The sequence below is a fragment of the Mesorhizobium sp. LjNodule214 genome, assembly GCF_964252735.1.
In the GTDB taxonomy this organism is placed as follows: Bacteria; Pseudomonadota; Alphaproteobacteria; order Rhizobiales; family Rhizobiaceae; genus Mesorhizobium.
The window spans coordinates 2,668,838-2,694,585 of sequence record NZ_CAXUPE020000001.1; the positions used below are offsets into that span (position 1 = coordinate 2,668,838).

The window sequence follows — 25,748 nt, forward strand, 5'->3', positions numbered from 1 at the left end:
GCCCATGGCGGTCTACACCGACGTCAGCGAGGGCGAGCTTGGCACGTTCCTGCAGGCCTATCCGGTCGGCGAACTCCTGTCCTACAAGGGCATTGCCGAAGGCACCGAGAATTCGAATTTTTTGCTGCACACGACGAGCGGTTCCTACATCCTGACGCTCTACGAGAAGCGCGTCGACAAGGCCGACCTGCCGTTCTTTCTGGGCTTGATGGGCCATCTCGCCAGGAAGGGCATTTCCTGCCCGCTTCCGGTGACCGCGCATGACGGCACCGTCATCGGCGCGCTGGCCGGCCGCCCAGCGGTCATCATCACCTTCCTCGAGGGCCTGTCGCTGCGGCGGCCGACGGCGGCGCATTGCGGCGAGGTAGGCAAGGCACTGGCCGAACTGCATCTTGCCGGCCAGGATTTTTCCATGACCCGGCCGAATGCGCTTGCCATCGATGGCTGGCGCAAGCTGTGGAACGCCTCCCATGCCCGCGCCGACGAAGTCGAGCCGGGGCTGGCGGCCGAGGTCGATGCCGATTTAGCCGATTTCGAACGCAACTGGCCGAAGGACCTGCCGCAAGGCATCATCCATGCCGACCTTTTTCCCGACAATGTCTTCTTCCTCGGCGAGAAACTCTCCGGGCTGATTGACTTCTATTTCGCCTGCGACGACCTCTATGCCTATGACGTCGCCACCTGTCTCAATGCCTGGTGCTTCGAGAAGGATTTTTCGTTCAACCTGACCAAGGGCACCGCGCTGCTGGCCGGTTACCAGAGCGTGCGGCCCCTGAGCGGCGAGGAGAAGGCCGCGCTGCCGATCCTGGCGCGGGGATCGGCGCTGCGCTTCATGCTGACCCGCCTCTATGACTGGCTGACCATTCCGAATGGCGGGCTGGTCATGAAACGTGACCCGACCGAGTATATCCGCCGCATGCGCTTCCACCGGGCGATCAAATCTCCTTCCGAATACGGGCTGACATGACCGACATGACCAAGCGTGTTGAAATCTTCACCGACGGCGCCTGTTCGGGCAATCCGGGCCCCGGCGGGTGGGGAGCGATTCTGCGCTTCAACGGCAAAACCAAGGAACTGTCGGGCGGCGAGGCCGAGACGACCAACAACCGCATGGAGTTGCTCGCTGCCATCTCGGCGCTCAATGCGCTGAAGGAGCCGTGCGCGGTCGACCTGCACACCGACAGCAAATACGTCATGGACGGCATTTCCAGGTGGATCCATGGCTGGAAGAAGAACGGCTGGAAGACCGCCGACAAGAAGCCGGTCAAGAATGGCGAACTCTGGCAGGCGCTGGACGAGGCCAACAGGCGCCATCAAGTGACCTGGAACTGGGTCAAAGGCCATGCCGGCCATATCGAGAACGAGCGCGCCGACGAACTGGCGCGGGAAGGCATGGCGCCGTTCAAGAAGGGCCCGTCAAGGCCTACAGTGACGCCGCAGCCAGCTGCGCAGGCGGTCGCAAAGGCGCGGCGTTCGAACCAGAGTTATTGAATTCGGGCGCGGGTCCGCTGACTGGCAGAAAGACCTCCATCGTGCCTGTCGCATACTATATCACGCATCCCCAGGTTCAGATCGATGCTGGCATTCCGGTGCCGCAGTGGGGGCTATCCGACATCGGGCGAGCGAGAGCCTCTGCAATACTCGACCAGCCATGGATAGGGTCGATCCGGCGTATCGTGTCGTCAGGCGAACGCAAGGCGATAGAGACCGCCGAGATCCTCGCAAGGCATCTGCGCCTTGCGGTCGAGGTGAGGGACCGGATGCATGAGAACGATCGGTCGGCAACGGGTTTCCTGCCACCGCCGGAGTTCGAAGCGGTTGCGGACCAGTTCTTCGCCAATCCACAAAGCAGCATTCGCGGATGGGAGCGGGCCATCGATGCCCAGCATCGCATTGTGAGCGAGGTCGAAGCCGTGCTTGGCGCAAACGGCGCCGACGATATTGCCTTCGTGGGCCATGGCGGCGTGGGAACGCTCCTGTTGCTGTCTCTCAGCGGTCGGGGAATCAGCCGCGAAGCGGATCAGCCCGCGGGCGGCGGCAACTACTTCGCTTACGATATCGGAGCGCGCCGCGTTCTCCACGGATGGCGGCCAATCGACAGGCCGGTGCAACTCGGTGCCGGCCAATTCAGCTAGCGGATCAGGAGCGCCGTGCCGTAGAGCCCAAGCGCGAATACCGTGTGCGATACCAGATTGAGCGCCCGGATCTGCATCGGGTTGGGGCGCTTTGAAGCCGCCCAGCCGGCACCCATGCCGGGCGCCAGCAGGAACCAGCCGGCGCCGACTGTCACCATGCCCAGGATGAAGGCCGGCAGGAAGGTCGGTGCGGCAAGCCACGCCGTTCCCGCCAGCAGGACCAGGATGATGCCGTAGGCGATGCCGACGGCATAGTGGAAGGCCCAGCCCAGCGCCACTTCATGTGCGTAAGGCAAGGCCTCCGCGATGTCGTCGTGAAACACCTTGTTTCTCAAGTGCCAGACCCAGCGGCCGACCGGTCCCCAGTTCGGCCGCGGCTGGGCAAAAGCCACATGAAGGAAGAAGGCCCAGATATCCATCAGCACCGTCGCGCCAATGCCGATCGCTACGCTGCGCCAGACAATATCGAACATCGCTGAGGTCCCCCAAAAGTGAAGATCCAGAAGCACCTACACGCGCGGCCGTCACGCCAAGGCGAACCTGACGCCTTGGCCCGACTGCCGTCGAGCTCAGAGCTGGCCGAGAATGTGAGCCGCACCCGACTCGTCGACACCTGGCTTGGTCTCGACATTGAACGCGGTGACCTTGCCGTCGTCGACGATCATCGAAAAGCGCCTCGAGCGCAGCCCCATACCGTCGCTGGCGTAGTCTAGGCCGACCGCCTTGGCAAAATCGCCATTGCCGTCGGCGAGATAGAGGATCTTGCCCTCGCCGCCGGTGAAGCGCGCCCAGGCGCCCATGACATGCACATCGTTGACCGAGACGACTGCGATGGTGTCGACGCCACGCGCGAGGATAGCGTCATGGTTCTCCAGATAGCCGGGCAGGTGGTTGTTGCTGCAGGTCGGCGTGAAGGCGCCGGGAACGCCGAACAGCACGACCTTCTTGCCGGCAAAGATCTCGGCCGTCGTGACCAGCTTGGCGCCGTCGGCGGTCATCGTCTTGAAGGTCGCGTCGGGCAGCTTGTCGCCAACGGAGATGGTCATGAATGCCTCGTTCGATGTGTTGGGGAGGGACGTGTCCTTGCGATAGCGAAGTCAGGCGTCGCTCGCAACTGCCATGGCGCCTGGCGCAATGGATGTTGCAGTCTGCGCATCCCCCGGCGCCGACGTCACGGGAAAGGCAGCATGCCTTCGACCGCGCCTTCGGCACTTGTCAGCGTGTAGTAGAGCCCGCCATCGGTCGGCGTCGTCGACGGCCGGTCGAGGATCGGCACCGTGAACAACAGCTTGCCGTCTTTTTCGCTGCGAACCGGGGCTCCGAACATATAGTCGCGTTCGCCGGCGACGAAGAAGTCGGCGGCTTCCGGGTCGCCTGGAAAGCTCGCCTCGACGACCAGTGTCTCGTGGTCGCCGGGCAGCACGTTGATGCCGAAATCGGGTCGTGAAGCAGCCGGCAGGGTCGCAAGCGCCGCCTTCACCTGTGCAGCATCCTGGGCATTGTCCGGATCGGACCCGGGATCGACGCTCAGCCTTGTCTGCACCGGAATGCAGATCGTCTCGCAAATGCCGAGGAAAATGTTGGCGTCGATGACCGCCGGCTGATCCTGCGCCGACAGCGTGAAGGTAATCGGCAGCGAGACCGGATGGTCGTAGCCGGCCCACTTGCCGTAACCGTCGTCGTGACGCTGCGGCGGCGGAAATGAAAACCGCGCGTCGGAGATGTTGGTGCTGGCCGAGATGTCGATTTGCGGTGGCACGCCGGCGTCGCCAGGGTCGCGCCAATAGGTTTTCCAGCCGGGCTTGAGCGCAATGTCGAGCACGCCCTGGATGCGTCCGGCTTCGTCGGGCTTGCCGCTGGTCACAAGCCGCACCTTGCCGCCCTCGCTGTTGTACCAGACCGAGGAGGAAGCCAGGGCCGGAAGGCCCGTTCCCAAGACGGCAGCGGCGCTGGCAAGCAGGATTTTCAAGCTTTGCATGGCCGTGATTTGATCGTCCGTTCGTGGCAGCGCAATGATCTCGTGACCCCTTAGGTATCATATTTGCGTGACATCAGCGCAGAGGATGGTCAAGCTGTGGAATTCCATCCGAGGAACCCCAACTCAAGAATCTTTTGCTTCGGGCACTGCAGGAGCCCGCAATCCCGCGCGCGCATCTTTTCGGCGCCCCGGAAACGCGTTACCCTCACGCCATGGACTTGTTGCGCCACAAGAAGACGGCTGCTGGACGCGGCTTTCTCGACGACCAGTTCCTGATTGCCATGCCCGGCATGAAGGACGACCGCTTCACGCGCTCCGTCATCTACGTTTGCGCCCACAGCGATGAGGGCGCGATGGGCCTCATCATCAACCAGACGCAGCAGATGCTGTTTCCGGACCTTCTTGTGCAACTCGGCATCATGAACGAGCAGGAGGCGATACGCCTGCCGGCGCAGGCACGCGACTTCGTCGTGCGCAACGGCGGACCGGTGGATCGCAGCCGCGGCTTTGTCCTGCATAGCGGTGACTACCGGGTTGAATCGTCTCTCAGCGTCTCCGACGACATCTGCCTGACCGCGACCGTCGACATATTGCGCGCCATTTCATCTGGCCGCGGGCCCCGCCGCGCGCTGATGGCGCTCGGCTATTCGGGCTGGGGTGCCGGCCAGCTGGAAAGCGAGATCGCCGAGAACGGATGGCTGACCTGCCCGGCCACCCCCGAGCTTCTGTTCGACGCCGACATCGAGCGCAAATACGACCGCATCCTGGCCTCGATCGGCATCGATCTGGCGCATCTCAGCCTGGCCGCCGGTCACGCCTGAACATCATGCTTGCGTAAGCGGATATTGCTCCTTCAGCGTCTTCAGCACTTGGTCGCCTGGCATTGGCGCGCCGAACATGAAGCTCTGCACATATTCGCAGCCCATCTGGCGCAGCTCCAGCGCATCGCTTTCGTCGGAGATGCCTTCGGCAACCACCGACAGGCCGAGCTCATGCGCCATGTTGACCATGGATTTCAGCAGCACCGCGCGCTTCGGCGTCGCATCGTCGACGAAGCTCTTGTCGATCTTGATCGTGTCGAAGGGGAAGCGCGTCAGATAGGACAGTGACGAATATCCAGTGCCGAAATCGTCCAGCGACAGGCCGATGCCGAGCTGCTTCAGCTTGGTCAGCACATGCGACGCCTGCTCGGGATTGTCCATCACCAGCGATTCGGTGAGCTCGAGACGGAAGCAGCGCGGTTTCAGATTGGCGCGCGCGATGACCGAGCGGACGTCGCTGACCAGGTCGCGGCGGATGAGTTGGCGGCTGGAGAGGTTGACCGAAACCGACAGCGGCGCGTCGCCGATCTGCTTCTGCCAGGTCGCCAGATCCTCGGCCGCCTGCTGCATGGCGAACAGGCCAAGCTGCACGATCAGGCCGCAATTCTCGGCGACCGGAATGAAATCCCCCGGCGGGATCATGCCGCGGCGCGGATGGTCCCAGCGCAGCAGCGCCTCGAAGCCGGCGACGCTGCCGTCCTCGAGGCGCACGATCGGCTGGTAGGCAAGCGTGAATTCGCGCCGCTCGATGGCGCGGCGCAGGTCCGATTCGAACTGCAGTCGGTCGGTGCCGACGGTGCGGAAGGCGGGCCGGAACGGCTCGATCCTGTCGCCGCCGAAGCGCTTGGCCTGGTGCATGGCAAGCTCGGCGTCCTTGACCATGTCCTCGGCTGAAGTCTGCGCCGTGGTCCAGGTGATCAGCCCGATCGAAGCGGTGAGCACGATCTCGCGCTTGGCGAAGGTGATCGGGTTGTTGATCGCATGCTTGATGGCGTCGGCCACTGCCGCGATGCGAGCCGGGTCCTGTTCCGACAAAAGCATCAGTGCGAACTGGTCGCCGGCAAAGCGCGACAGCGAATCCTTCGGCTTGAGCAGCCGGTGCAGCCGGCGGGCGATGGTCAGCAGGATGGTGTCGCCGGCCGAGATGCCCAGGCCGTCATTGACCTGCTTGAATCGGTCGATGTCGATGACGAAGACGGTCGGACGCACCTTCTCCTCGGTGCGCGCGATCGAGATGATCGCCTCCAGCCGGTTCATGTACAATTCGCGGTTCGGCAGGCCGGTCAGATTGTCGTGCACGGCGTCGTGCAGCAGCCGCTCCTCGGACTTCTTCTGCTCGGTCACGTCGACCATCGTGCCGACGCAGCGGATCACTTCGCCATCCGAGCCGATCACCGGCCGGGCGCGTAGCGAAAACCAGTGATAATGCCCGTCGGCGCCGCGCAGGCGGAAATTCTGCGAGACCCGGCCGCGCCGGTGCTCCAGCACCACGTCGAGCGTGGTGCGGAACGTGTCGCGGTCGTCGGCATGCAGCACCGGCAGCCAGTTGCGCGCGGCGCCCCCCAGGCTGTTGGGCGCCAGGCCAAGCTGCACGCTGACATCGGGCTTGGTCACCACGCGGTCGCGCAGCACGTCCCAGTCCCAGACGATGTCGCCCGATCCGGCAACGGCCAGCGCCTGGCGCTCGAGGTCGGAGAACAGGCCCTGATGCAGCGCGCCGCCGGCAAAGGCATGCTGCATGACGGTGAAGCCGATCAGCAGGATGATCAGAATCAGGCCACCGCCGAGTGCCGGCTGGGCGATGTCGTTGTCGAGCATGCCGGTGATCGCCATCCACGACCCGCACAGCCATAGCAGCACCATCACCCAACTGGGCACCAGCATGATGGCTCGGTCATAGCCGCGTATGCCGAGGAAGATGATCAGGCCGAGCCCGGTCACTGCGGTGGCGGCGAAGGACAGCCTGGCGATGCCGGCGGCGACCGCCGGATCGATGATGGCGACACCAGCGATCAGCACCAGCCCGAGGATCCAGACCAGCGCGCCATAGCTGAAATGGCCGTGCCATCGGTTGAGGTTGAGATAGGCGAACAGGAACACCACGAAGGTCGCCGCAAGCGCCACCTCCGTTCCGGCCCGCCACATCTGCTCATTGCCCGGCGATATCTCGATGACCTTGTTGAGGAAGCCGAAATCGACGCAGATATAGGCAAGCACCGCCCAGGCCAGTGCCGCGGTCGCCGGGAACATCGAGGTTCCCTTGACGACGAAAAGGATGGTCAGGAACAGCGCCAGCAAGCCGGCGATGCCGATGACGATGCCGCGAAACAGCGTGTAGGAATTGACCGAGTCCTTGTAGGATTCCGGATCCCACAGATAGACCTGCGGCAGTTTCGGCGAGGCCAGTTCGGCGATGAAGGTGATCACCGTGCCGGGGTTCAGCGTCACCCGGAACACGTCCGCGTCGGGGCTGGTCTGGCGGTCGAGCGCGAAGCCTTCGCTGGGCGTGATGGCGGCGATGCGGGTCGAGCCGAGATCGGGCCAGAAAATGCCCGAATTCACCAGCCGGAAATGCGGCGCGACGATCAGCCGGTCGAGCTGCTGGTCGGTGGTGTTGGCCAGCGCGAACACCGCCCAGTCGCCTGTCGAGCGCGCGTCATTGGCCTCGACCTCGATGCGCCTGACGATGCCGTCGGGCCCCGGTGCGGTCGAGACCTGGAAGTTTTCGCCCTGGTTCCGGTAGATTTCGACGGCGCCGGACAGGTCGAGCGCCACGTCGTCGCGGGCGATCTTGATCGGTTCGACGGCGAAGGCCGAAGTCGCCGCGCAAAGCGTCACGATCGTCGCCAGGAGAAGCGCGAACAGCGAGCCGATTCGCAGGAAATTCGTCAAAAATCAGCCCTTCGTTCCATCGCCCGGCGGATCGTCCGCGATCCGGGCGTAGAGGTAGTGGTCCTGCCAGATGCCATTGATCCTGAGATAGGATCGCAGAAGTCCTTCGCGCCGGAATCCGACTTTTTCAAGCACGCGGATCGACCGGGCGTTGTCGGGAATACAGGCAGCCTCGATCCGGTGCAACCTCAGCGTATCGAAGGCGAATTGCGACACCAGCTTGACCGCTTCGGTCATCAGGCCGCGGCCGCCATAGCGCTCGCCGATCCAGTAGCCGATATGGCCGCTCTGCGCGACGCCGTGGCGGATGTTGCCGAGCGTGATGCCGCCGGCAAGCTTGCCGCTCGCCTTCTCGAAGATGAAGAAGGCGATGGCCGTTCCTTGCGCATAGTCCTCGCGGTAGCGGCTGATGCGCAGCCGCCATGCCGTGCGGTCAAGCTCGTCCGGCGTCCAGCGCGGCTCCCACGGCTCGAGGAAGGCGCGGCTTTCGCCGCGCAGCGCCGCCCATTCGCGGTAGTCGTTGGTCAGCGGCACGCGCAGCGTAATCCGGTCACCCTTCAGTGCCGGCAGGTCGCGGCGAAAGAAAGGGAGCGCGAACATGGCGCTTGGGAGGTCTTAGACGGCGAGCTTGCGGGCCGTCGTCTGCGTGCCCGAAAGCGAATCGAGGATCGCCTCATAGGGTGCAAGCGTACCCACGGGGCCGACGGCGGTGAGCGTCGGCTTGGTCGAAAACAGCCGCGCCGACAGGTCGGTCAGCCGCTCGATGGTCAACGCCGACAGCCGCTCCATCAGTTCTTCCTTGGCGATCGGCCGGCCGAACAGGAGCAGTTGCCTGGCGATCTGCGAGGCGCGGCTGGCCGGGCTTTCGGCCGACATGATCAGGCCGGCGCGGTATTGCGCGCGGGCCCGGTCGAGCTCCTCCTGCAGGATGTTCTCGCCCGCCTTCTGCAACTCGTCGATGATGACGGGCACCAGCTTGGCGATGTCGCTCTGTCCGGTCGCGGCATGGACGCCGAAGATGCCGGTGTCGGAAAAACCCCAGTGGAAGGCATAGACCGAATAGCACAGGCCGCGCTTTTCGCGGACCTCCTGGAACAGCCGGGACGACATGCCGCCGCCGAGGATCATCGACAGCACCTGCGAGGCGTAGAAGTCGCGCACATGATAGGCGCGGCCCTCGAAGCCGAGTACGATCTGCGCGTCCATCAGATCGCGATCCTCGCGGAAATCGCCGCCGACATATTGTGCATATTGCGGAATGTTGCTCTCGGCCTTGGCACGGAAGCCGCCCAGATGCTTCTCGACCTCGCGCACGAAATTGTCGTGCTTGATGTCGCCGGCGGCCACGACCACCATGCGCTCGGCGCCATATTGGCGCTCGATGAAATTGTGCAGCTGCTTGGAGGTGAAGGACTTGACCGTCTCCGGCGTGCCGAGGATGGAGCGGCCGATCGTCTGGTGGCGGAAGGCGGTTTCGGTGAAACGGTCGAAGACGATGTCGTCGGGCGTGTCGTGCGCGGCGCCGATCTCCTGCAGGATCACATGCTGCTCGCGCTCCAGCTCCTCGGGGTCGAATTCGGACTCCTGCAAGATGTCGGCGAGGATATCGACCGCCAGCGGCACGTCGTCGGAGAGCACCCTGGCGTAATAGGAGGTGGTCTCGACGCTGGTGGCGGCATTGATCTCGCCGCCGACATTCTCGATTTCAGAGGCGATTTCGAAGGCGGTGCGCCTTTTCGTGCCCTTGAAGGCCATATGCTCGAGCAAATGGGCCATTCCGTGCTCTTCTTCGCGCTCATTGCGGGCGCCTGACTTGACCCAGGCACCAAGGGCAACGGATTCGAGACTTGGAAGGGTTTCGGTTGCGACTGTCAGGCCGTTCGACAGACGGCTTACCTCAACACCCATATGGCTAGTACTCCCTAACGCGCCGCCCGCGTGTGGCGTGTAACATAATCTTCCACCATTTTCAGGTCGGATGGAAGTACCGTGTATTTTTCGTCGGCTGACATCAAGGAGCCTAGCCATGCGGGCAGGGCCGGCGACACGCCGCAGGCCTCTTCGACGGCGGCCGGGAACTTGGCCGGATGGGCGGTGCCCAGCACCACCATGGGCACGGCACTGACGGCCTTGCCGGCCGCAACATGCATGGCCGCGGCGGTGTGCGGGTCGAGCAGATAATTGCTGGCTTCGAGCGTCGAGCGGATGGTGGCGGCGACCTCGTCGACACCGGAGCGGCCGGCGTCGAATTCGGCTCTAATCCTTGCGATCTCGTCTGTTTCGATGGTGAAGGCGCCAGATTGCTTGAGCCCGTTCATGTAGCGACGCACTGTCGCGGCATCGCGGCCTGCCGCCTCGAACAGCAGGCGCTCGAAGTTCGACGATACCTGGATGTCCATCGACGGCGAGGTGGTGGCGAAGACGCCCTTGGTGCGGTATTCGCCGCTCGCAAGCGTGCGCGCCAATATGTCGTTGTCGTTGGTGGCGATGATCAGCCGCTCGATCGGCAGGCCCATTTTCTTGGCGGCATAGCCGGCGAAGATGTCGCCGAAATTGCCGGTCGGCACGGTGAAGGACACTGGCCTGTCCGGCGCGCCGAGAGACAGCGCCGAGGAGAAATAATAGACGATCTGGGCCATGATGCGGGCCCAGTTGATCGAATTGACACCCGACAGCGACACCCGATCGCGAAAACCGTGGTCGTTGAACATATCCTTCACAAGGCCCTGGCAGTCGTCGAAATTGCCTTCAAGGGCCAGCGCATGGACATTGGCGGCGGTCGACGTCGTCATCTGCCGCTGCTGCACCGGCGAGACCCTGCCATGTGGGAAAAGAATGAAGATGTCGGTGCGGTTGCGCCCGGCAAAGGCGTCGATGGCAGCACCACCAGTGTCGCCGGAGGTGGCGCCGACGATTGTTGCGCGCTGGTCGCGCTCGGCCAGGACATGGTCCATCAGCCGGGCCAGCAGTTGCATTGCCACGTCCTTGAAGGCCAGCGTCGGGCCGTGGAAGAGTTCCAGCACGAAGGTATTGGCACCGGTCTGCACCAGCGGGCAGACGGCCGCGTGGCGGAAGGTCGCATAGGCTTCGCGGACCAGCTTCTCGAACACTGGTGTCGCGATTTCACCGCCGAGGAACGGCGTCAGCACGCGGATGGCGAGGTCGGGATAGGCAAGGCCGCGCATGGCGCGGATATCGGATGCCGAAAACTGCGGCCATTCGCGCGGCACATAGAGCCCCCCGTCGCGCGCCAGCCCGGCCAGCACCGCGTCGGAAAATCCAAGCACGGGCGCATCCCCGCGGGTACTCACATATTGCATCGTCACATTCCGTTGCTGGCGGGCGTTTCATTCACCGCAAGGTGGTTAATTTTCCGAGGCGGATCAGTCGCATTTTTGCCGCGCGGTTGATATACGTCACCAGCTTTGCGAGAGGGAAGTGCAGTTTCATGGCGTTTTATTCGTTCAACAACCGCTTTGTCGCGGGTCTGGCGCTCACCGGCTTTATGCTTGCCGCCGCCGGCTGCCAATCGAGCGACAATGGCGTTCTCAACCTCGGTTTCGGCAAGAAGGACACCCAAGCGCCACCGCCGCCGCAGGATCCGAAGGTGCTCGCCAGCCAGTTGCGCGCCTACTGCCCGAGGGTGACGTTGCGCGACGGCACGGCCTTCTTCAGCACCTATGCCAAGGGCTCCGCCAAGCCCAGGAAGAAGACCGACGCCGCTCAGGATGCCGCGGCTGCCGCCCAGCCGGCGCCCGACGGCACCATCGTCGATCCCGATCGCGATCCCGCCAAGGTCATCTACCAGGCCTCGATCACCGACGTGACCCGCGACTGCAGCAACGCCAATGGCCAACTGTCGATGAAGATCGCCGTCGCCGGCAAGGTCGTTCCGGGACCGATGTTCGCGGCGGGCACGATCACCATGCCGATCCGCGTCGCGGTGATGCACGGCACCGAGGTGCTCTATTCGCAGATCCATCCTTACCAGGTCCAGGTCACCGACCCCTCGGCCGCCACACAATTTGTCTTCACCGACCAGAACGTCGTCGTGCCGGAACCGACCGCGCAGGACTACCAGGCCTTTGCCGGCTACGACGAGGGCGCCCCGAAAGCCACGACGGACAAGCCTAAGGGCAAGAGGAAGAAGGTCGCCGCCGCGACGAACTGACCGGCTTAAAGCGGCTGCGGACAGCCCTTCAGGCGTCCGCGGACCACTCAGACAAAGCGGCGATCACGCTCTTCAGCTCCGCCCAACGGCGGATGACGGTTTCCGCGCCGGCCTCGGTCAGCGCATCGGCATGGCCGGGATAGCTGTGCCCGGCGCCGGTGAAGCCGATGACGCGCATGCCGGCCGCCCTGGCGCCGGCGACGCCGTGCACGGAATCCTCGATGACGAAGGTGTTTTCCGGCTTTGCGTTGAGCTTTTCGGCGGCAAACAGGAACACGTCCGGGGCTGGTTTGGTTTTGCCGGTCGGTGTTTCCATCGCCGAGAAGATGCGGCCGGCGAAGAACGGCAACAGATGCACTTTCTCCAGCATGAACTCGATCCGCTCGGAGCGTGAGTTGGAGCAGATGCAGCGCGGCACGGTCACCGCCGCGACCGCCTCGCGCACGCCGTCGATAGCGCGCACGTCGCTGCGCAATTTTCGGTCGACCAGCTCTTCGGCGCGGTCGATCAGCGAGACCTGGAATGGGATAGCGGACTTCTGCTCGACCCGCATCATGATGTCCTTGAAGGTCAGCCCGGCATAGGTCTCGGCAAGTTCCTCCGGCGATATCTCGTAGCCGGCCGAGGTCAAAAGCTCGGCTTCGATGCGCGCGGCGATGATTTCGGAATCGACGAGCACGCCGTCGCAATCGAAGATGACAAGGTCTGGGTGGGGCATGGCAATCCGAAACAAGGGAAGGATGGTGGGCGGCCCGACAGGGCTCAGGCGGCGCGGCATACACCAACAGGCCGGGCTTCGCAAATTAACCGGACCTAGGCGGCCGAACCGGTTCCGCCCTTCACCGAATATTTACGCTGATCGGTAACCATAACAGGAAGTAAAACAGTAACGCGTGCCTTGGGTGTAACAATGTCAGCCGTGCGTCTTCTCGACGAGCTTTCCCTCGCTCCCCAGCAATCCGAATGGCTGGACACGATCCTCAAGGGCGACTGCGTGGCGGCACTCGACCGGCTGCCCGAAAAGTCGATCGACGTCATCTTCGCCGATCCACCCTACAACCTTCAGCTCGATGGCGATCTGCACCGGCCCGACCAGTCCAAGGTCGACGCCGTCGACGACGACTGGGACCAGTTCGAGAGCTTTGAAGCCTACGACGCCTTCACCCGCGCCTGGCTGCTGGCGGCGCGCCGCGTGCTGAAGCCGAACGGCACCATCTGGGTCATCGGCTCCTATCACAACATTTTCCGGGTCGGCGCCAGGATGCAGGATCTCGGCTTCTGGATCCTCAACGACGTCGTCTGGCGCAAGACCAACCCGATGCCGAACTTCCGCGGCCGTCGTTTCCAGAACGCGCATGAGACGATGATCTGGGCCTCGCGCGACCAGAAGGGCAAGGGCTACACCTTCAATTACGAGGCGCTGAAGGCATCCAACGACGACGTCCAGATGCGCTCCGACTGGCTCTTTCCGATCTGCACCGGCGGCGAGCGGCTGAAGAACGAGAACGGCGACAAATTGCATCCGACGCAGAAGCCGGAAGCACTGCTGGCCCGCATCATGATGGCCTCGACCAAACCGGGCGACATCGTGCTCGATCCCTTCTTCGGCTCCGGCACCACCGGCGCGGTGGCAAAACGCCTCGGCCGCCACTTCGTCGGCATCGAGCGCGAGCAGGCCTATATCGATGCCGCCAACGAGCGCATCGACGCCGTTCGTCCGCTGGACGGTGACGATCTCACCGTGCTTACCGGCAAGCGCGCCGAGCCGCGCGTTGCCTTTGTCAGCCTCATCGACACCGGTCTTATGCTGCCCGGCGCCACGCTCTATGACGCCAAGAAGCGCTGGGCGGCCAGGGTGCGCGCCGACGGCACCGTGGCCATCGGCGACAGCGCCGGCTCGATCCACAAGATCGGTGCCGAAGTGCAGGGGCTGGACGCCTGCAACGGCTGGACCTTCTGGCACTATGAGCGCAGCGGCGGCCTGACCCCGATCGACGAGCTTCGTCGCATCGCCCGCCTCGGCATGGAGCGGGCAGGGGCCTGATTCAGCTCACCTTGATACCCAGACGCTCGAGGTCCGCCTCGAGCGTCTTTGCGTCGGTGAACAGCACCGCCTGCCAGCCTGCCGCCTTGGCGCCCTCGACATTCTTCGGGCTGTCGTCGATGAACAGCGTCGCTTCTGGCTCGAGGCCGAACGCAGCGACGTGATGATCGTAGATGGCGCGGTCGGGCTTGATCTGGCGGATGTCGCCCGACACGGTCACGCCGCGCGGATGGTTGAGAAAATCGAAGCGCTGCCGGGCTTCGGCAAGCGTGTCGGTGGCAAAGTTGGTCAGCATGGTCACGTCGTGACCGGTATCGATCAGCTTCTCCATGATGGCGACGCTGTCGTCATAGGCGTGCGGCACCATGTCGTGCCAATGGCGGCGGAAATTGCGAATGTTTTCAGCGTGATCGGGGTGCTCGGCGATCAGCAGCGCCTCTGCCTCTTCCCAGGTCCGGCCACGGTCCTGCTCGATGTTCCAGTCGCTGGTGCAGACATTGTCGAAAAACCACTTTCTCTCTTCGGCATCCGGAATCAGGTGGCTGAACGGGATATTCGGATCGTAATGGATCAGCACTCTGCCGATGTCGAAAACGATGTGGCGGATTTCAGTCATGCAGGCCTCTTTGCGGTATGTGGCGACGGCTTTTTCGTCGCGCCGGGTATCGCAACCTCGATTGCCTTTTTCATGACAGTCGGCAACGCCTCGCCTGAAATGTCTGTTGGCAGCGACCAGAAATGGCCAACTGGGGTGTCGCCGCTCACCTGCGCATGAAAGACGTCGAGTTCGAGCGCGAAATGCGTGAAAACATGCGCAATCTGTCCGGCACGCCGCCAATTGGCGGGGAAGGGCGCCGCGGCCTCCGTGGTCGCACCGTCCACCCGCGCCGTCCAGGCCGTGGTCGGCACTTCGGTCATGCCGCCGAGCAGGCCTTTGTCCGCACGCTTGCGCAACAGGATGGCGCCATCGCCACGCACGGCCACGAAGGCTGCCCCGCGCCGCAGCGGCTTCTCCGCCTTCGGCAGGCGGACCGGAAAACGTTCGGGATCGCCGGAAAGGATGGCGCTGCAATCCGCCCGCAGCGGGCACAGCACGCAGCGTGGCCGGCGCGGCGTGCAGATCGTCGCGCCGAGATCCATCATCGCCTGGGCGAAGTCGCCCGGCCTTTTGTCCGGAACCATGCGCTCGACCAGCGCGCGGATCTCGGGCTTGGCCTCGCTGATCGGCGTGGCGATCGAAAACAGCCGGGAGACCACGCGCTCGACATTGCCGTCGACGACGGCCGCCGGCCGGTCGAAGGCGATCGCCGCGATCGCCGCCGCCGTGTAGGCGCCGATCCCCGGCAGTTCCCTGAGGCCGGCTTCCGTATCCGGAAAGCTGACGCCTCGGCGCGCAACGAGATCGGCGCAGGCCTTGAGATTGCGCGCCCTTGAATAGTAGCCGAGCCCGGCCCACGCCTTCATCACGTCCTCGGTCGGCGCAGCGGCCAGCGCCTCGACATCAGGCCATTTCTCGACGAAAGCGCGAAAATAGGCTTTGACCGCCTCGACCGTGGTTTGCTGCAGCATCACCTCTGAGAGCCAGACGCGGTAGGGGTCGGGTCTTGTGCCGGACGCCAACGCGCGCGGAGCGATACGCCACGGCAATTCGCGGTGATGCGCGTCGTACCAGGCGAGCAGGCGGGACGCGATATCGGATCCGGCTTCGCCGGTATCCCCGGATCCGGCTTCGCCGATATCCAGGGACGCAGCTTTGCTGCTGTCTCCGGATGCGGCCTTGCGGGTCTGGTCTAGCGGTGCCATTGATCGGGTGCCGGCTTGGCCGATATCTGGTGAAGGGCGGACTGGAGAACGCACATGGCAGGGAAAAAGCCCTTCGGCAATCCCGTTCCAGTGAGCGATCTCGCGACCGAGATCCTCGATCCGGTGCTACGCAAGCGCGCCGGCATCTCGATCGGGCTGGTCCAGTCATGGGAGGAGATCGCTGGACCCCGGCTTGCAGGCCGTTCGCGTCCCGAGAAGATCCAGTGGCCGCGCCGCCTGCATGAGGACGATCCATTCGAGCCGGCGATGCTGGTCATCGCCTGCGAGGGCATGGCCGCACTCCATTTGCAGCACGAGGCCGGGGAGATCATCAACCGCGTCAATGCTTTCCTCGGGTTCAATGCCATCGGCCGCATCAAGATCCTGCAGAAGCCGGTGCTGACCGAGAAAGCCCGGCCGAAACCGGCTCTCAGGCCGCTGACATCAGCCGAGAAGGCCAAATTGTCCGATACGGTCGGCAAGATCGAGGACGATGGCTTGCGTGCCTCGCTGGAGCGGCTCGGCGCCACTATTCTTGGCGAAAGCAAACCGCGGGGGTCATGAATGCGTCATCTATCTCGCGCATTCGTGATCATGCATGTAGTCTTTGGCGATTGGAATGGGGACGGCGATGCCTTAATTCGCGCCAACTCTCGCCTTTTCTAGCCTTTGCATTGCAAAATCCAACATTGTCAGGTGATTCGCATGAACCGTTCCCCGTTTGGCCAAAGCTTGTCCCGCAGAAACCTCTTGTCTTCGCTGGCCGCCGTTCCGGCTGTGGTTCTGCTTGCTGCCTGCAGCGACTCGGACGAGGAGGCCAAGGCGGCAGATGTGAAGCCTGCCGCACCCGCCACCCCTGCGACACCAGCCACGCCGGCCGCCGTCAAGGTGCCGGAAGCGCAGGGCACGGTCGACATGGCCGAACTGCTGAAGCCCGGCGCGCTGCCCGACAAGCAACTCGGCAAGGACGACGCCAAGGTCACCATCGTCGAATACGCCTCGATGACCTGCCCGCATTGCGCGCATTTCAATGAGACGACCTTCCCTGAGTTGAAGACGAAATACATCGACACCGGCAGGGCCCGCTACATCCTGCGCGAATTTCCGTTCGATCCGAGCGCCGAGGCCGGTTTCATGCTGGCACGCTGCGCCAAGGACAACTATTTCCCGATGGTGGACGTGCTGTTCAAGCAGCAGGCCAACTGGGTTGGCGTCAACAACACCAAGGACGCATTGCTGCAAATCTCGAAGCTCGCCGGTTTTACACAGGAGTCCTTCGAGGCCTGCTTGACGGACCAGAAACTTCTGGACGATGTGAGAGCGGTCCAGAAGCGCGGCGCCGATGAATTCAAGGTCGACTCGACGCCGACCTTCTTCATCAATGGGAAGACCTACAAAGGGGCGATGTCGATTGAGGAAATGTCGGCCATCCTCGACCCTCTGCTCTGACGTCCAGGCAGCGCCGAAGCGGCTGCGCTTCGGCGTGCGCACGCCTATGCCTTGCCGTGGGTTCAACCGCGGAACACCCTTGCTGAAACAGCTTATGGGGCGGCGCGAATGAAGTTTTCGCGCCTTCGCCTCCTCGGTTTCAAGTCCTTCGTCGAACCCGGCGAGTTCGTCATCGAACGCGGCCTGACCGGGATTGTCGGGCCGAACGGCTGCGGCAAGTCGAACCTGGTCGAGGCGCTGCGCTGGGTGATGGGCGAAAGCTCCTACAAGAACATGCGCGCGTCCGGCATGGACGACGTCATCTTTTCCGGCTCGGGAACGCGCCCGGCCCGCAACACCGCCGAAGTCACGCTTTTCCTCGACAACAGCGACCGCACCGCGCCTTCGGCCTTCAACGACGCCGATGAACTGCAGGTGTCGCGCCGCATCGAGCGCGAGGCCGGCTCGCTCTACCGCATCAACGGCAAGGAAGCCCGCGCCAAGGACGTGCAGCTTCTGTTCGCCGACCAGTCGACGGGCGCGCGCTCGCCTTCGATGGTCGGGCAGGGCCGCATCGGCGAACTGATCCAGGCCAAGCCCCAGGCGCGCCGTGCTCTGCTGGAAGAAGCGGCGGGCATTTCCGGCCTGCACACGCGCCGCCACGAGGCCGAGCTTCGGCTCAAGGCGGCCGAGCAGAACCTGGAACGGCTGGACGACGTCGTCGGCGAGTTGGAAAGCCAGATCGAAAGCCTGAAGCGCCAGGCGCGCCAGGCCTCGCGCTTCAAGAACCTGTCGGCCGACATCCGCAAGGCCGAGGCGACGCTGCTGCATCTGCGCTGGACGTTGGCCAAGACCCAGGAAGGCGAGGCGCGTTCGGCGCTGGCGGTTGCCACGGCGCTGGTCGGCGACCGCGCCGCCGCCCAGATGGCGGCCGCGAGGGAGCAAGGCATCGGCGCCCACCGGCTGCCGGATTTGCGCGACGCGGAAGCCGCCGCCGCCGCTGCCTTCCAGCGCCTGTCGATCGCCAAGACGCAGATCGAGGAGGAAGCGGGCCGCATCCGTGCCCGCCAGGCCGAACTCGAGCGCCGGCTGCAGCAGCTTGATGGCGACATCGCCCGCGAGGAGCGGATGGTGCGCGACAATGCCGACATCCTCGAACGCCTTCGCACCGAGGAGGCTACGCTCAATTCCGAAAATGCCGGTGCCGCCGAGCGCGAGGCCACCACGCGTGGCGCCTTCGAGCAAGCGGCGGCCACGCTCTCGCAGAGCGAAGCGAAGCTTGCCGCGCTGACCGCCGAACGCGCCGAGGCGGCCGCCTCGCGCAACCAGATCGAGCGCACCCTGCGCGAGACCGCCGAGCGGCGCGACCGTTTTGCCCGCCAGCTTGCCGAGGTCGACCGCGAACTGTCCGACATCGTCTCGCGAATTTCCGGCCTGCCCGATCCCGCCGAGAAGCGGCTTCTGGTCGAGGACGCCCAGGCGCTGCTGGAAGAGGCCGAGGCCAATGCGATATCAGCCGAACAGGCGGTCGCCGAGGCGCGCGCGGCCGAAAGTGCCGCCCGCCCGCCGCTGCAGGACGCCAAGGCCGAGTTGGCGCGCATCGAGACCGAGGCGCGCACGCTGGCCAAGATTTTGAATGCCGCGAGCGGCGATCTCTTCCCCTCCGTTCTCGAACAGATCAGCGTCGAGCGCGGCTATGAGACAGCGCTGGGTGCCGCGCTTGGCGAGGATCTCGACGTCCCGCTCGACCGCAGCGCGCCAGTGCATTGGGGGGAGAGCCAGATCCACCCCAGCGATGCCGCGCTGCCGGAAGGCATCAGGAGCCTTGCCAGTGTGGTTCGCGCCCCGGCGCAGCTTGCCCGCCGCCTGGCGCAGATCGGCATTGTCGATGCCGCCGACGGCCGGCGGCTGCAGGCCTTGTTGTCTCCGGGACAGCGCCTAGTCAGCCGCGAGGGCGCGCTGTGGCGCTGGGACGGGCTGACCGCCAGTGCCGACGCGCCGACCGCGGCCGCGCAGCGGCTGGCGCAGAAGAACCGGCTGGCCGAGCTCGACGCCGAGGCGATCCAGGCGACCCTCGTCCTGCGCGAGGCCGAAGCCGCACTTGCCCTGGCCGAGCAGGCGCTTCGCCAGGCGAGCGAGGCCGAACGCAACGCCCGCCAGGCGGGCCGCGACGCCCAGCACGGGCTGGACGCTGCCCGCAATGCGCTGGCCGAGGCCGAAAAAGCCGGCGGCGAGCTGGTGAGCCGGCGCGCGGCCCTCGACGAGGCGCGCGCCCGCGTCGTCGACAGCCATGAAGAGACGGCAGCCGCCTTCGTCGAAGCGGAAATGCTGCTGCAGAGCGCCCCCGACCTCGGCGACCTGCAACTGCAGCTCGAACAGGCCTCAGCCAATGTCGCAAAAGACCGCGCCACGCTCGCCGACGCCCGTGCCGTCCATGAAGGGTTGCGGCGGGAAGCCGAGGCGCGCACGCGCCGCCTCGAGGCCATTGGTGCCGAACGACGCAACTGGCTGGAGCGGGCCGAGAACGCATCGACGCAGATTGCCGCCCTTGGCGAGCGCAAGGCCGAGGCCGAGGCCGAGCGCGAGCGGCTGGCCGACGCGCCCGACGAGATCGACGCCAAGCGGCGCGCGCTGCTGTCGCAGCTCGCCGAGGCCGAGTCGCTGCGCCAGGCGGCGGGCGATCGCCTGCAGGAAGCAGAGAACAAGCAGGCCGAACTGGACAAGGCCGCAACCGCGGCGATCCAGTCGCTGGCCGAAGCCCGCGAATCCCGCGTTCGCGCCGAGGAGCGGCTGACCGCGGCCGACGAGCGGCGGCTGGAGGTCGAGGCGCGCATCCAGGAAACGCTGAACACCCCGCCGCATCTGGTCATCCGCCACACCGGCCTGGAAGCCGACAGCCCGATGCCCGAAATGGCCGAGATCGAGCGCCAGCTCGACCGACTGAAGATCGAGCGCGAACGGCTTGGCGCCGTCAATCTGCGCGCCGAGGAGGAGCAGAAGGAACTGTCCGACCGGCTGGAAACCATCGTTTCCGAGCGCGAGGACATCATCGAAGCGATCCGCAAACTCAGGCAGGCGATCCAGAGCCTGAACCGCGAAGGCCGCGAGCGCCTGCTCGCCGCCTTCGAGGTGGTCAACGGCCATTTCCAGCGGCTGTTCTCGCATCTGTTCGGCGGCGGCACGGCGGAACTGCAGCTGATCGAATCCGACGACCCGCTCGAGGCAGGGTTGGAGATCCTCGCCCGCCCGCCCGGCAAGAAGCCGCAGACCATGACGCTGCTCTCCGGCGGCGAGCAGGCGCTGACGGCGATGTCGCTGATCTTCGCCGTGTTCCTCACCAATCCGGCGCCGATTTGCGTGCTCGACGAAGTCGACGCGCCGCTCGATGACCACAATGTCGAGCGCTTCTGCAATCTCATGGACGAGATGGCCAAGACCACCGAGACGCGCTTCGTCATCATCACCCACAACCCGATCACCATGGCGCGCATGGACCGGCTGTTCGGCGTGACCATGGCCGAGCAGGGCGTCAGTCAACTGGTCTCGGTCGACCTGCAAGCCGCCGAGGCGATGCGCGAGGCGAGCTGAGGCGCCTGATCGGCAGCTGTCCGCTCGTTCATTTCCCTGAAATTATGGACGATGTCCTTGAGATTGGCTGGGGCGCCAGGATTCGAACCTGGGAATGTCGGTACCAAAAACCGATGCCTTACCACTTGGCGACGCCCCATCAGAGTCGCTTGTGCGGCGCGTTATTAGCAGAGCGGCCAAAAAGCACAATGGCAATGAGGGGTGGTGTCGCCCACCTGATTTTCGCAGTCCACAGCCGCGGCCAGGAGCGGCGTCTACTCGCTCCAGACCGCCATTTCGTTGCCGGCCGGATCGGTGAAATGGAAGCGCCTGCCGCCAGGGAACGAGAAGATCGGCTTGACGATGGTGCCGCCGGCATTTTCGACGGCGTCCAGCGTTTCTTCCAGATCCTTGGAGTAAAGCACCGGCAGGGGCTTGGCTGGCGCTTCGCCGGCATCGGCCTGAAAACCGCCATCGAGCCCTTCGGCAAAGGCCGAATAGGTCGGTCCGTAGTCGGTGAACGACCAGGAAAAGGCGGCGCTGTAGAAGGCCTTCACACTGTCCAGCGTGCCTCCGGTCGCCGGCATTTCCAGATAGTCGAGTTTTCCGGTCAGTTTCATGGCGCCACTCCACACATCGTTCTTGTTATGTTCTATTTCGTTACCTCCGATGCCGCAAGTCTTTTTGACGCAGCCTTTGCTTAATCGGTTGTAGGGGTTTCTCTTAATCGATTGTAGGGGTCGGTCGCTTTGCCGACGCCTTGCCTTTCGCAGTGCAGCATCATATCGCTCGGTCCGGACGCTGCGGAGACCGGGCCTAGTCCGTGCTTCGCCAATCTTTCCATCTCCAAGACCTGGAGGGCGAGCATGACCAAGTGGGTTTACACTTTCGGCGATGGTGCGGCGGAAGGCCGTGCCGGCGACCGGAACCTTCTGGGCGGCAAGGGCGCCAACCTGGCCGAGATGTGCAGCCTCGGCCTGCCGGTGCCGCCTGGCTTCACCATCACCACCGAGGTCTGCAACGCCTACTACGCCAACGGCCGTACCTATCCGGCTGAGCTGGAACCAAATGTCACGGTGGCGCTGGATCATATCGGCCGGCTGACCGGGCGCCGTTTCGGCGACCCGTCGAAACTGCTGCTGGTTTCGGTGCGCTCCGGCGCTCGCGCCTCCATGCCCGGCATGATGGACACCGTACTCAATCTCGGCCTCAACGACGAGACGGTCGAGGCGCTGGCCGCCGATTCCGGCGATGCGCGCTTCGCCTATGACAGCTACCGCCGCTTCATCCAGATGTATTCCGACGTCGTCATGGGCCTCGACCATGACGTGTTCGAGGAGATCCTCGAGGACCAGAAGGCGAGCCTCGGCCACGAACTCGACACTGAACTGACGGCGCTGGAGTGGCAGGGCGTCATCGCGCTCTACAAGGCCAAGGTGGAGGAGGAACTCGGCAAGCCGTTCCCGCAGGATTCGCACGAGCAGCTGTGGGGCGCGATCGGCGCGGTGTTTTCCAGCTGGATGAACAACCGCGCCATCACCTACCGGCGCCTGCACGACATTCCCGAAAGCTGGGGTACGGCGGTCAATGTCCAGGCCATGGTGTTCGGCAATATGGGCGATACCTCGGCCACCGGGGTCGCCTTCACCCGCAATCCCTCGACCGGCGAAAAGCAGCTTTACGGCGAATTCCTCGTCAATGCGCAGGGCGAGGACGTCGTTGCCGGCATCCGCACGCCGCAGAACATCACCGAAGCTGCTCGCATTGCCGCCGGCTCCGACAAGCCGTCGCTGCAGAAGCTGATGCCGGACGCCTTCCAGTCCTTCGTCACCATCTCCGACAGCCTGGAAAAGCACTACCGCGACATGCAGGATCTCGAATTCACCATCGAGCGCGGCAAATTGTGGATGCTGCAGACCCGTTCCGGCAAGCGCACCGCCAAGGCTGCGCTCAAGATCGCCGTCGAGATGGCCAGGGATGGCCTGATCACCAAGGAGGAGGCGGTCGCCCGCATCGATCCCGCCTCGCTCGACCAGCTGCTGCATCCGACCATCGATCCGAAGGCCGCGCGTGACGTGATCGGCATCGGCCTGCCGGCTTCACCGGGTGCCGCTACCGGCGAGATCGTCTTTTCCTCAGGCGATGCCGAGGACGCCAAGGCGCAAGGCCGCAAGGCGATCCTGGTGCGCATCGAGACCAGCCCCGAGGACATCCACGGCATGCACGCGGCGGAAGGCATCCTGACCACGCGCGGCGGCATGACCAGCCATGCCGCCGTGGTGGCGCGCGGCATGGGCAAGCCTTGCGTGTCGGGCGCCGGCTCGCTGCGTGTCGACTATAAGGCTGGCACGCTGATGGCGATGGGATCGACGTTCCGCAAGGGCGACATCATCACCATCGATGGCGGCAACGGCCAGGTGCTGAAGGGCGCGGTGCCGATGCTGCAGCCTGAATTGTCCGGCGATTTCGCCGCCATCATGGAATGGGCCGACGCCGCACGCCGCATGAAGGTGCGCACCAACGCCGAAACCCCCCTCGATGCGCGCATGGCGCGCTCCTTCGGCGCGGAGGGCATCGGTCTCTGCCGCACCGAGCATATGTTCTTCGACGGCGACCGCATCGTCGCCATGCGCGAGATGATCCTGGCCGACACCGAGAAGGACCGGCGTACAGCCCTTGCCAAGCTCCTGCCGATGCAGCGCTCGGATTTCCTCGAGCTGTTCGAGATCATGGCCGGCTTGCCGGTGACCATCCGCCTGCTCGATCCGCCGCTGCACGAATTCTTGCCGAAGACCGAGGCGGAAATTGCCGAAGTCGCCGCCGCCATGAACGTGTCGCCGGAAAAGCTCAGGCAGCGCACCGAAGCCCTGCACGAGTTCAATCCGATGCTCGGCCATCGCGGTTGCCGCTTGGCCGTCTCCTACCCCGAGATCGCCGAAATGCAGGCGCGCGCCATCTTCGAGGCTGCCGTGGAGGCGGGCCAGAAGGCTGGCGCGCTGGTGGTTCCCGAAATCATGGTGCCGCTGGTTGGCCTGGTGAAGGAACTGGACTACGTCAAGGCGAGGATCGATGCCGTCGCCAAGAGTGTCATGGAAGAGACCGGCATCAAGATCGACTATCTCACCGGCACGATGATCGAACTGCCGCGCGCCGCGATCCGCGCCCATGTCATCGCCGAGGCGGCCGAATTCTTCTCCTTCGGCACAAACGACCTGACCCAGACCACCTTCGGCATCTCGCGTGACGACGCCGCCTCGTTCCTGGAGACCTATCGCCAGAAAGGCATCATCGAGCAGGATCCGTTCGTGTCGCTCGACATAGACGGCGTCGGCGAACTGGTGCGCATGGCGGCCGAAAAGGGCAGGGCGACCAGGCCCGAGATCAAGCTCGGCATTTGCGGCGAGCATGGCGGCGATCCCGCTTCGATCCGCTTCTGCGAGGAGGTCGGCCTCGACTATGTGTCGTGCTCGCCCTACCGCGTACCGATCGCCAGGCTGGCCGCGGCGCAGGCAGCGGTGCTGGTGGCAAAGGCATCTGCGCCGCGCGCCTGATGGCCGCGACTATTGCCATGGATGACCGATCGATGACTGTCGATTGGCTCCGGCTGCGCGGTTGCCAACTTACGATTTTGTGAGCAAAGTCACGCGAAGTTGCGTGTGACGGTCCTCAATCTCGACATCGTTTCCGCCCAGTTTCCCAAGCCCGACCCCCGGTGCCCGAAACAGATGCTACAGTCTTCCCCCGCCCCCTTCCGATCGATCCTGATCCTCCAGACCAAGTTCATGGGCGATATTGTTCTCGCCTCCACGCTGGTGAAAAACCTGCAGCTCGAATATCCGGGCGTCAGGATCGTGTTCCTCTGCGAGGCGCGCTTCGCAAGCTTCCTCACCGCCCACGGCATCGCCTCCGACGTCGTCACCGTCAGCCGCGCGCGCCTGCGTGGTTCACCGCTGCAACGCGGGCGTGAGCTCTATTCGATGGTGCGCCGGCTGCGCCAGCACCGCTTCGACATGACGATCGACCTGAGCGATTCGAAAACCTCTCGGGTCGTCGTCAGGCTCGTCAACGCCAGGACCAGACTGGGCTATCACCCGACTGACAGGCCCTTGCGCTGGTACGAGCGCAATCCGGCCAATATTCGGGTCACGCGGTTCGGCTACGGTGAAACGCACTATCTCTACCGCTACCTTTCGCCGCTGGAGGCGCTTGGGATCGATCTGCGCGTCAGAGTGCCTTCGATCAAGCCGCTGCCGCTGGAAACGGCTCGCGCCCAGGACTTATTGAACAGGCACGGGCTCCGGCGAAACGCCTTCGTCGCGGTGCATGCCGGAGCCAGCTTCCGCGGCCGGCAATGGCAGCCGGAACGCTTCGCCGCCGTGATTGACGAAATCGCGCGCGAGACCGGGCTGGACTTCGTGCTTGTCGGCGGCCCGGACGAGCGCAAGCCGGCCGAACGGATTGTCGCCGGGACCGCCTCGGCCGTCGTCGACCTCGTCGGCGTCCTGTCGCTCGAGACGCTGCTGGCGCTGCTGAAGGAAGCGCGGCTGTTCCTCGGCAATGAGAGCGGCCCGATGCATATGGCAGCGGCGGCGGGAACCCCTGTTGTCGGCCTTTTCGGCCAGACAAGGCCAACCCGTTGGGCGCCGGTCGGCGCGCCGAGCATTTGCCTCCAGCCTTCCATGCCGTGCGAATGCGTTGCGCGCGATTTGTGCCGTTGGCCGGACCCAAGCAAATCCTGCTGCGTCTGGCGCCTGGAGGTCGAGCCTGTCATCGAGGCCGTGCGGGAAATCTTGTCGCAGACCGAGGTCGCGGTGCAACCGCCGCCCGTGGTTCGCGCCACTCGCTGAAAAGTCACACGCCAGGAAAAATTGTCGCGGTGACCGCCTGTCGCGTGCGCGCCGTCCCGATT

The 25,748-nt window shown here is 64.5% G+C and carries 22 protein-coding genes and 1 tRNA gene; 11 read left to right on the forward strand and 12 right to left on the reverse strand.

The annotated features are described in order from the left end of the window. Nucleotides 1-4 precede the first annotated feature (4 nt). From ACSQ3Z_RS12480 to ACSQ3Z_RS12490, 3 genes are read left to right on the forward strand one after another with little or no spacing between them, the layout of a single operon-like run. Nucleotides 5-967 carry a homoserine kinase gene (locus ACSQ3Z_RS12480; protein WP_436171562.1) on the forward strand — a complete coding sequence of 321 codons (963 nt, stop codon included), beginning with the start codon at nt 5-7 and terminating at the stop codon, nt 965-967. A 5-nt stretch (nt 968-972) separates the two neighbouring features. Next, nucleotides 973-1,491 (forward strand): ribonuclease HI, encoded by a 519-nt coding sequence (gene rnhA / locus ACSQ3Z_RS12485; RefSeq protein ID WP_436171907.1) that lies wholly within the window; start codon nt 973-975, stop codon nt 1,489-1,491. Between the two features lie 41 nt (nt 1,492-1,532). Next, nucleotides 1,533-2,135 (forward strand): histidine phosphatase family protein, encoded by a 603-nt coding sequence (locus ACSQ3Z_RS12490; RefSeq protein ID WP_436171563.1) that lies wholly within the window; start codon nt 1,533-1,535, stop codon nt 2,133-2,135. Here the strand turns inward: ACSQ3Z_RS12490 and ACSQ3Z_RS12495 are convergent. From ACSQ3Z_RS12495 to ACSQ3Z_RS12505, 3 genes are all read right to left on the reverse strand, one after another. Further along, a complete protein-coding gene (locus tag ACSQ3Z_RS12495) occupies nt 2,132-2,608 on the reverse strand; it encodes a DUF2938 domain-containing protein (RefSeq protein WP_436171564.1) in 477 nt (158 codons plus the stop codon). The two genes, ACSQ3Z_RS12490 and ACSQ3Z_RS12495, sit on opposite strands and share 4 nt — an antisense overlap. 96 nt (nt 2,609-2,704) lie before the next feature. Further along, the gene (locus tag ACSQ3Z_RS12500) at nt 2,705-3,181 is read right to left on the reverse strand and encodes a peroxiredoxin (protein WP_436171565.1); all 477 of its coding nucleotides are present in this window, start codon (nt 3,179-3,181) and stop codon (nt 2,705-2,707) included. Nucleotides 3,182-3,306: 125 nt separating this feature from the next. Further along, nucleotides 3,307-4,113: a protein-disulfide reductase DsbD domain-containing protein gene (locus tag ACSQ3Z_RS12505; protein ID WP_436171566.1), complete on the reverse strand. Its 807-nt coding sequence runs from the start codon at nt 4,111-4,113 to the stop codon at nt 3,307-3,309. 212 nt (nt 4,114-4,325) lie between these two features. Between ACSQ3Z_RS12505 and ACSQ3Z_RS12510 the strand changes: the two genes are divergently transcribed. Continuing rightward, nucleotides 4,326-4,934, forward strand: coding sequence for a YqgE/AlgH family protein (locus ACSQ3Z_RS12510; protein ID WP_436171567.1), 609 nt, complete (start codon nt 4,326-4,328; stop codon nt 4,932-4,934). A 3-nt stretch (nt 4,935-4,937) separates the two neighbouring features. On the opposite strand, the gene ACSQ3Z_RS12515 is transcribed toward ACSQ3Z_RS12510, so the two are convergent. From ACSQ3Z_RS12515 to thrC, 4 genes are read right to left on the reverse strand one after another with little or no spacing between them, the layout of a single operon-like run. Further along, nucleotides 4,938-7,826: an EAL domain-containing protein gene (locus ACSQ3Z_RS12515; protein WP_436171568.1), complete on the reverse strand. Its 2,889-nt coding sequence runs from the start codon at nt 7,824-7,826 to the stop codon at nt 4,938-4,940. Nucleotides 7,827-7,829: 3 nt separating this feature from the next. Then, nucleotides 7,830-8,426: a GNAT family N-acetyltransferase gene (locus ACSQ3Z_RS12520; protein WP_436171569.1), complete on the reverse strand. Its 597-nt coding sequence runs from the start codon at nt 8,424-8,426 to the stop codon at nt 7,830-7,832. Between the two features lie 15 nt (nt 8,427-8,441). Continuing rightward, nucleotides 8,442-9,734, reverse strand: a complete 1,293-nt coding sequence (locus ACSQ3Z_RS12525; protein ID WP_120014271.1) for a M16 family metallopeptidase — start codon at nt 9,732-9,734, stop codon at nt 8,442-8,444. 14 nt (nt 9,735-9,748) lie between these two features. Continuing rightward, nucleotides 9,749-11,146, reverse strand: coding sequence for a threonine synthase (thrC, locus tag ACSQ3Z_RS12530; RefSeq protein WP_436171570.1), 1,398 nt, complete (start codon nt 11,144-11,146; stop codon nt 9,749-9,751). A gap of 128 nt (nt 11,147-11,274) precedes the next feature. On the opposite strand from thrC, the gene ACSQ3Z_RS12535 reads away from it, so the two are divergent. Next, nucleotides 11,275-11,997, forward strand: a complete 723-nt coding sequence (locus ACSQ3Z_RS12535; protein ID WP_436171571.1) for a hypothetical protein — start codon at nt 11,275-11,277, stop codon at nt 11,995-11,997. 28 nt (nt 11,998-12,025) lie between these two features. Here the strand turns inward: ACSQ3Z_RS12535 and ACSQ3Z_RS12540 are convergent, their stop codons facing one another. Continuing rightward, the gene (locus ACSQ3Z_RS12540; RefSeq protein ID WP_436171572.1) at nt 12,026-12,715 is read right to left on the reverse strand and encodes an HAD family hydrolase; all 690 of its coding nucleotides are present in this window, start codon (nt 12,713-12,715) and stop codon (nt 12,026-12,028) included. Between the two features lie 192 nt (nt 12,716-12,907). Between ACSQ3Z_RS12540 and ACSQ3Z_RS12545 the strand changes: the two genes are divergently transcribed. Further along, a complete protein-coding gene (locus ACSQ3Z_RS12545; RefSeq protein WP_436171573.1) occupies nt 12,908-14,041 on the forward strand; it encodes a site-specific DNA-methyltransferase in 1,134 nt (377 codons plus the stop codon). Nucleotide 14,042: 1 nt separating this feature from the next. On the opposite strand, the gene ACSQ3Z_RS12550 is transcribed toward ACSQ3Z_RS12545, so the two are convergent. Together ACSQ3Z_RS12550 and mutY are read right to left on the reverse strand one after the other, a co-directional pair. After that, the gene (locus ACSQ3Z_RS12550) at nt 14,043-14,657 is read right to left on the reverse strand and encodes an HAD family hydrolase (RefSeq protein WP_436171574.1); all 615 of its coding nucleotides are present in this window, start codon (nt 14,655-14,657) and stop codon (nt 14,043-14,045) included. After that, on the reverse strand, nt 14,654-15,844 hold the full coding sequence (mutY, locus tag ACSQ3Z_RS12555) for an A/G-specific adenine glycosylase (RefSeq protein ID WP_436171575.1): 1,191 nt from the start codon (nt 15,842-15,844) through the stop codon (nt 14,654-14,656). The genes ACSQ3Z_RS12550 and mutY overlap by 4 nt, the downstream gene beginning before the upstream one ends. Nucleotides 15,845-15,898: 54 nt before the next feature. On the opposite strand from mutY, the gene ACSQ3Z_RS12560 reads away from it, so the two are divergent. The 3 genes from ACSQ3Z_RS12560 (at nt 15,899) to smc (ending at nt 20,860) form a co-directional block, all read left to right on the forward strand. Continuing rightward, the gene (locus ACSQ3Z_RS12560; protein WP_436171576.1) at nt 15,899-16,408 is read left to right on the forward strand and encodes a DUF721 domain-containing protein; all 510 of its coding nucleotides are present in this window, start codon (nt 15,899-15,901) and stop codon (nt 16,406-16,408) included. Between the two features lie 141 nt (nt 16,409-16,549). After that, complete coding sequence (locus ACSQ3Z_RS12565; RefSeq protein ID WP_436171577.1) at nt 16,550-17,293, forward strand: DsbA family protein; 744 nt, start codon at nt 16,550-16,552, stop codon at nt 17,291-17,293. 108 nt (nt 17,294-17,401) lie between these two features. Continuing rightward, a complete protein-coding gene (gene smc, locus ACSQ3Z_RS12570) occupies nt 17,402-20,860 on the forward strand; it encodes a chromosome segregation protein SMC (RefSeq protein WP_436171578.1) in 3,459 nt (1,152 codons plus the stop codon). Between the two features lie 64 nt (nt 20,861-20,924). Here the strand turns inward: smc and ACSQ3Z_RS12575 are convergent. Both ACSQ3Z_RS12575 and ACSQ3Z_RS12580 read right to left on the reverse strand, forming a co-directional pair. Then, nucleotides 20,925-20,999 (reverse strand) — tRNA-Gln (locus ACSQ3Z_RS12575). 115 nt (nt 21,000-21,114) lie between these two features. After that, nucleotides 21,115-21,459, reverse strand: a complete 345-nt coding sequence (locus ACSQ3Z_RS12580) for a VOC family protein (RefSeq protein ID WP_436171579.1) — start codon at nt 21,457-21,459, stop codon at nt 21,115-21,117. A gap of 246 nt (nt 21,460-21,705) precedes the next feature. Here ACSQ3Z_RS12580 and ppdK point away from each other — a divergent pair, with 246 nt between their 5' ends. Both ppdK and ACSQ3Z_RS12590 read left to right on the forward strand, forming a co-directional pair. Continuing rightward, the gene (gene ppdK, locus ACSQ3Z_RS12585; protein ID WP_436171580.1) at nt 21,706-24,390 is read left to right on the forward strand and encodes a pyruvate, phosphate dikinase; all 2,685 of its coding nucleotides are present in this window, start codon (nt 21,706-21,708) and stop codon (nt 24,388-24,390) included. Nucleotides 24,391-24,621: 231 nt separating this feature from the next. Continuing rightward, entirely contained in the window at nt 24,622-25,686 is a 1,065-nt protein-coding gene (locus tag ACSQ3Z_RS12590; protein ID WP_436171581.1) for a glycosyltransferase family 9 protein, read from the forward strand. Nucleotides 25,687-25,748: the final 62 nt, after the last annotated feature.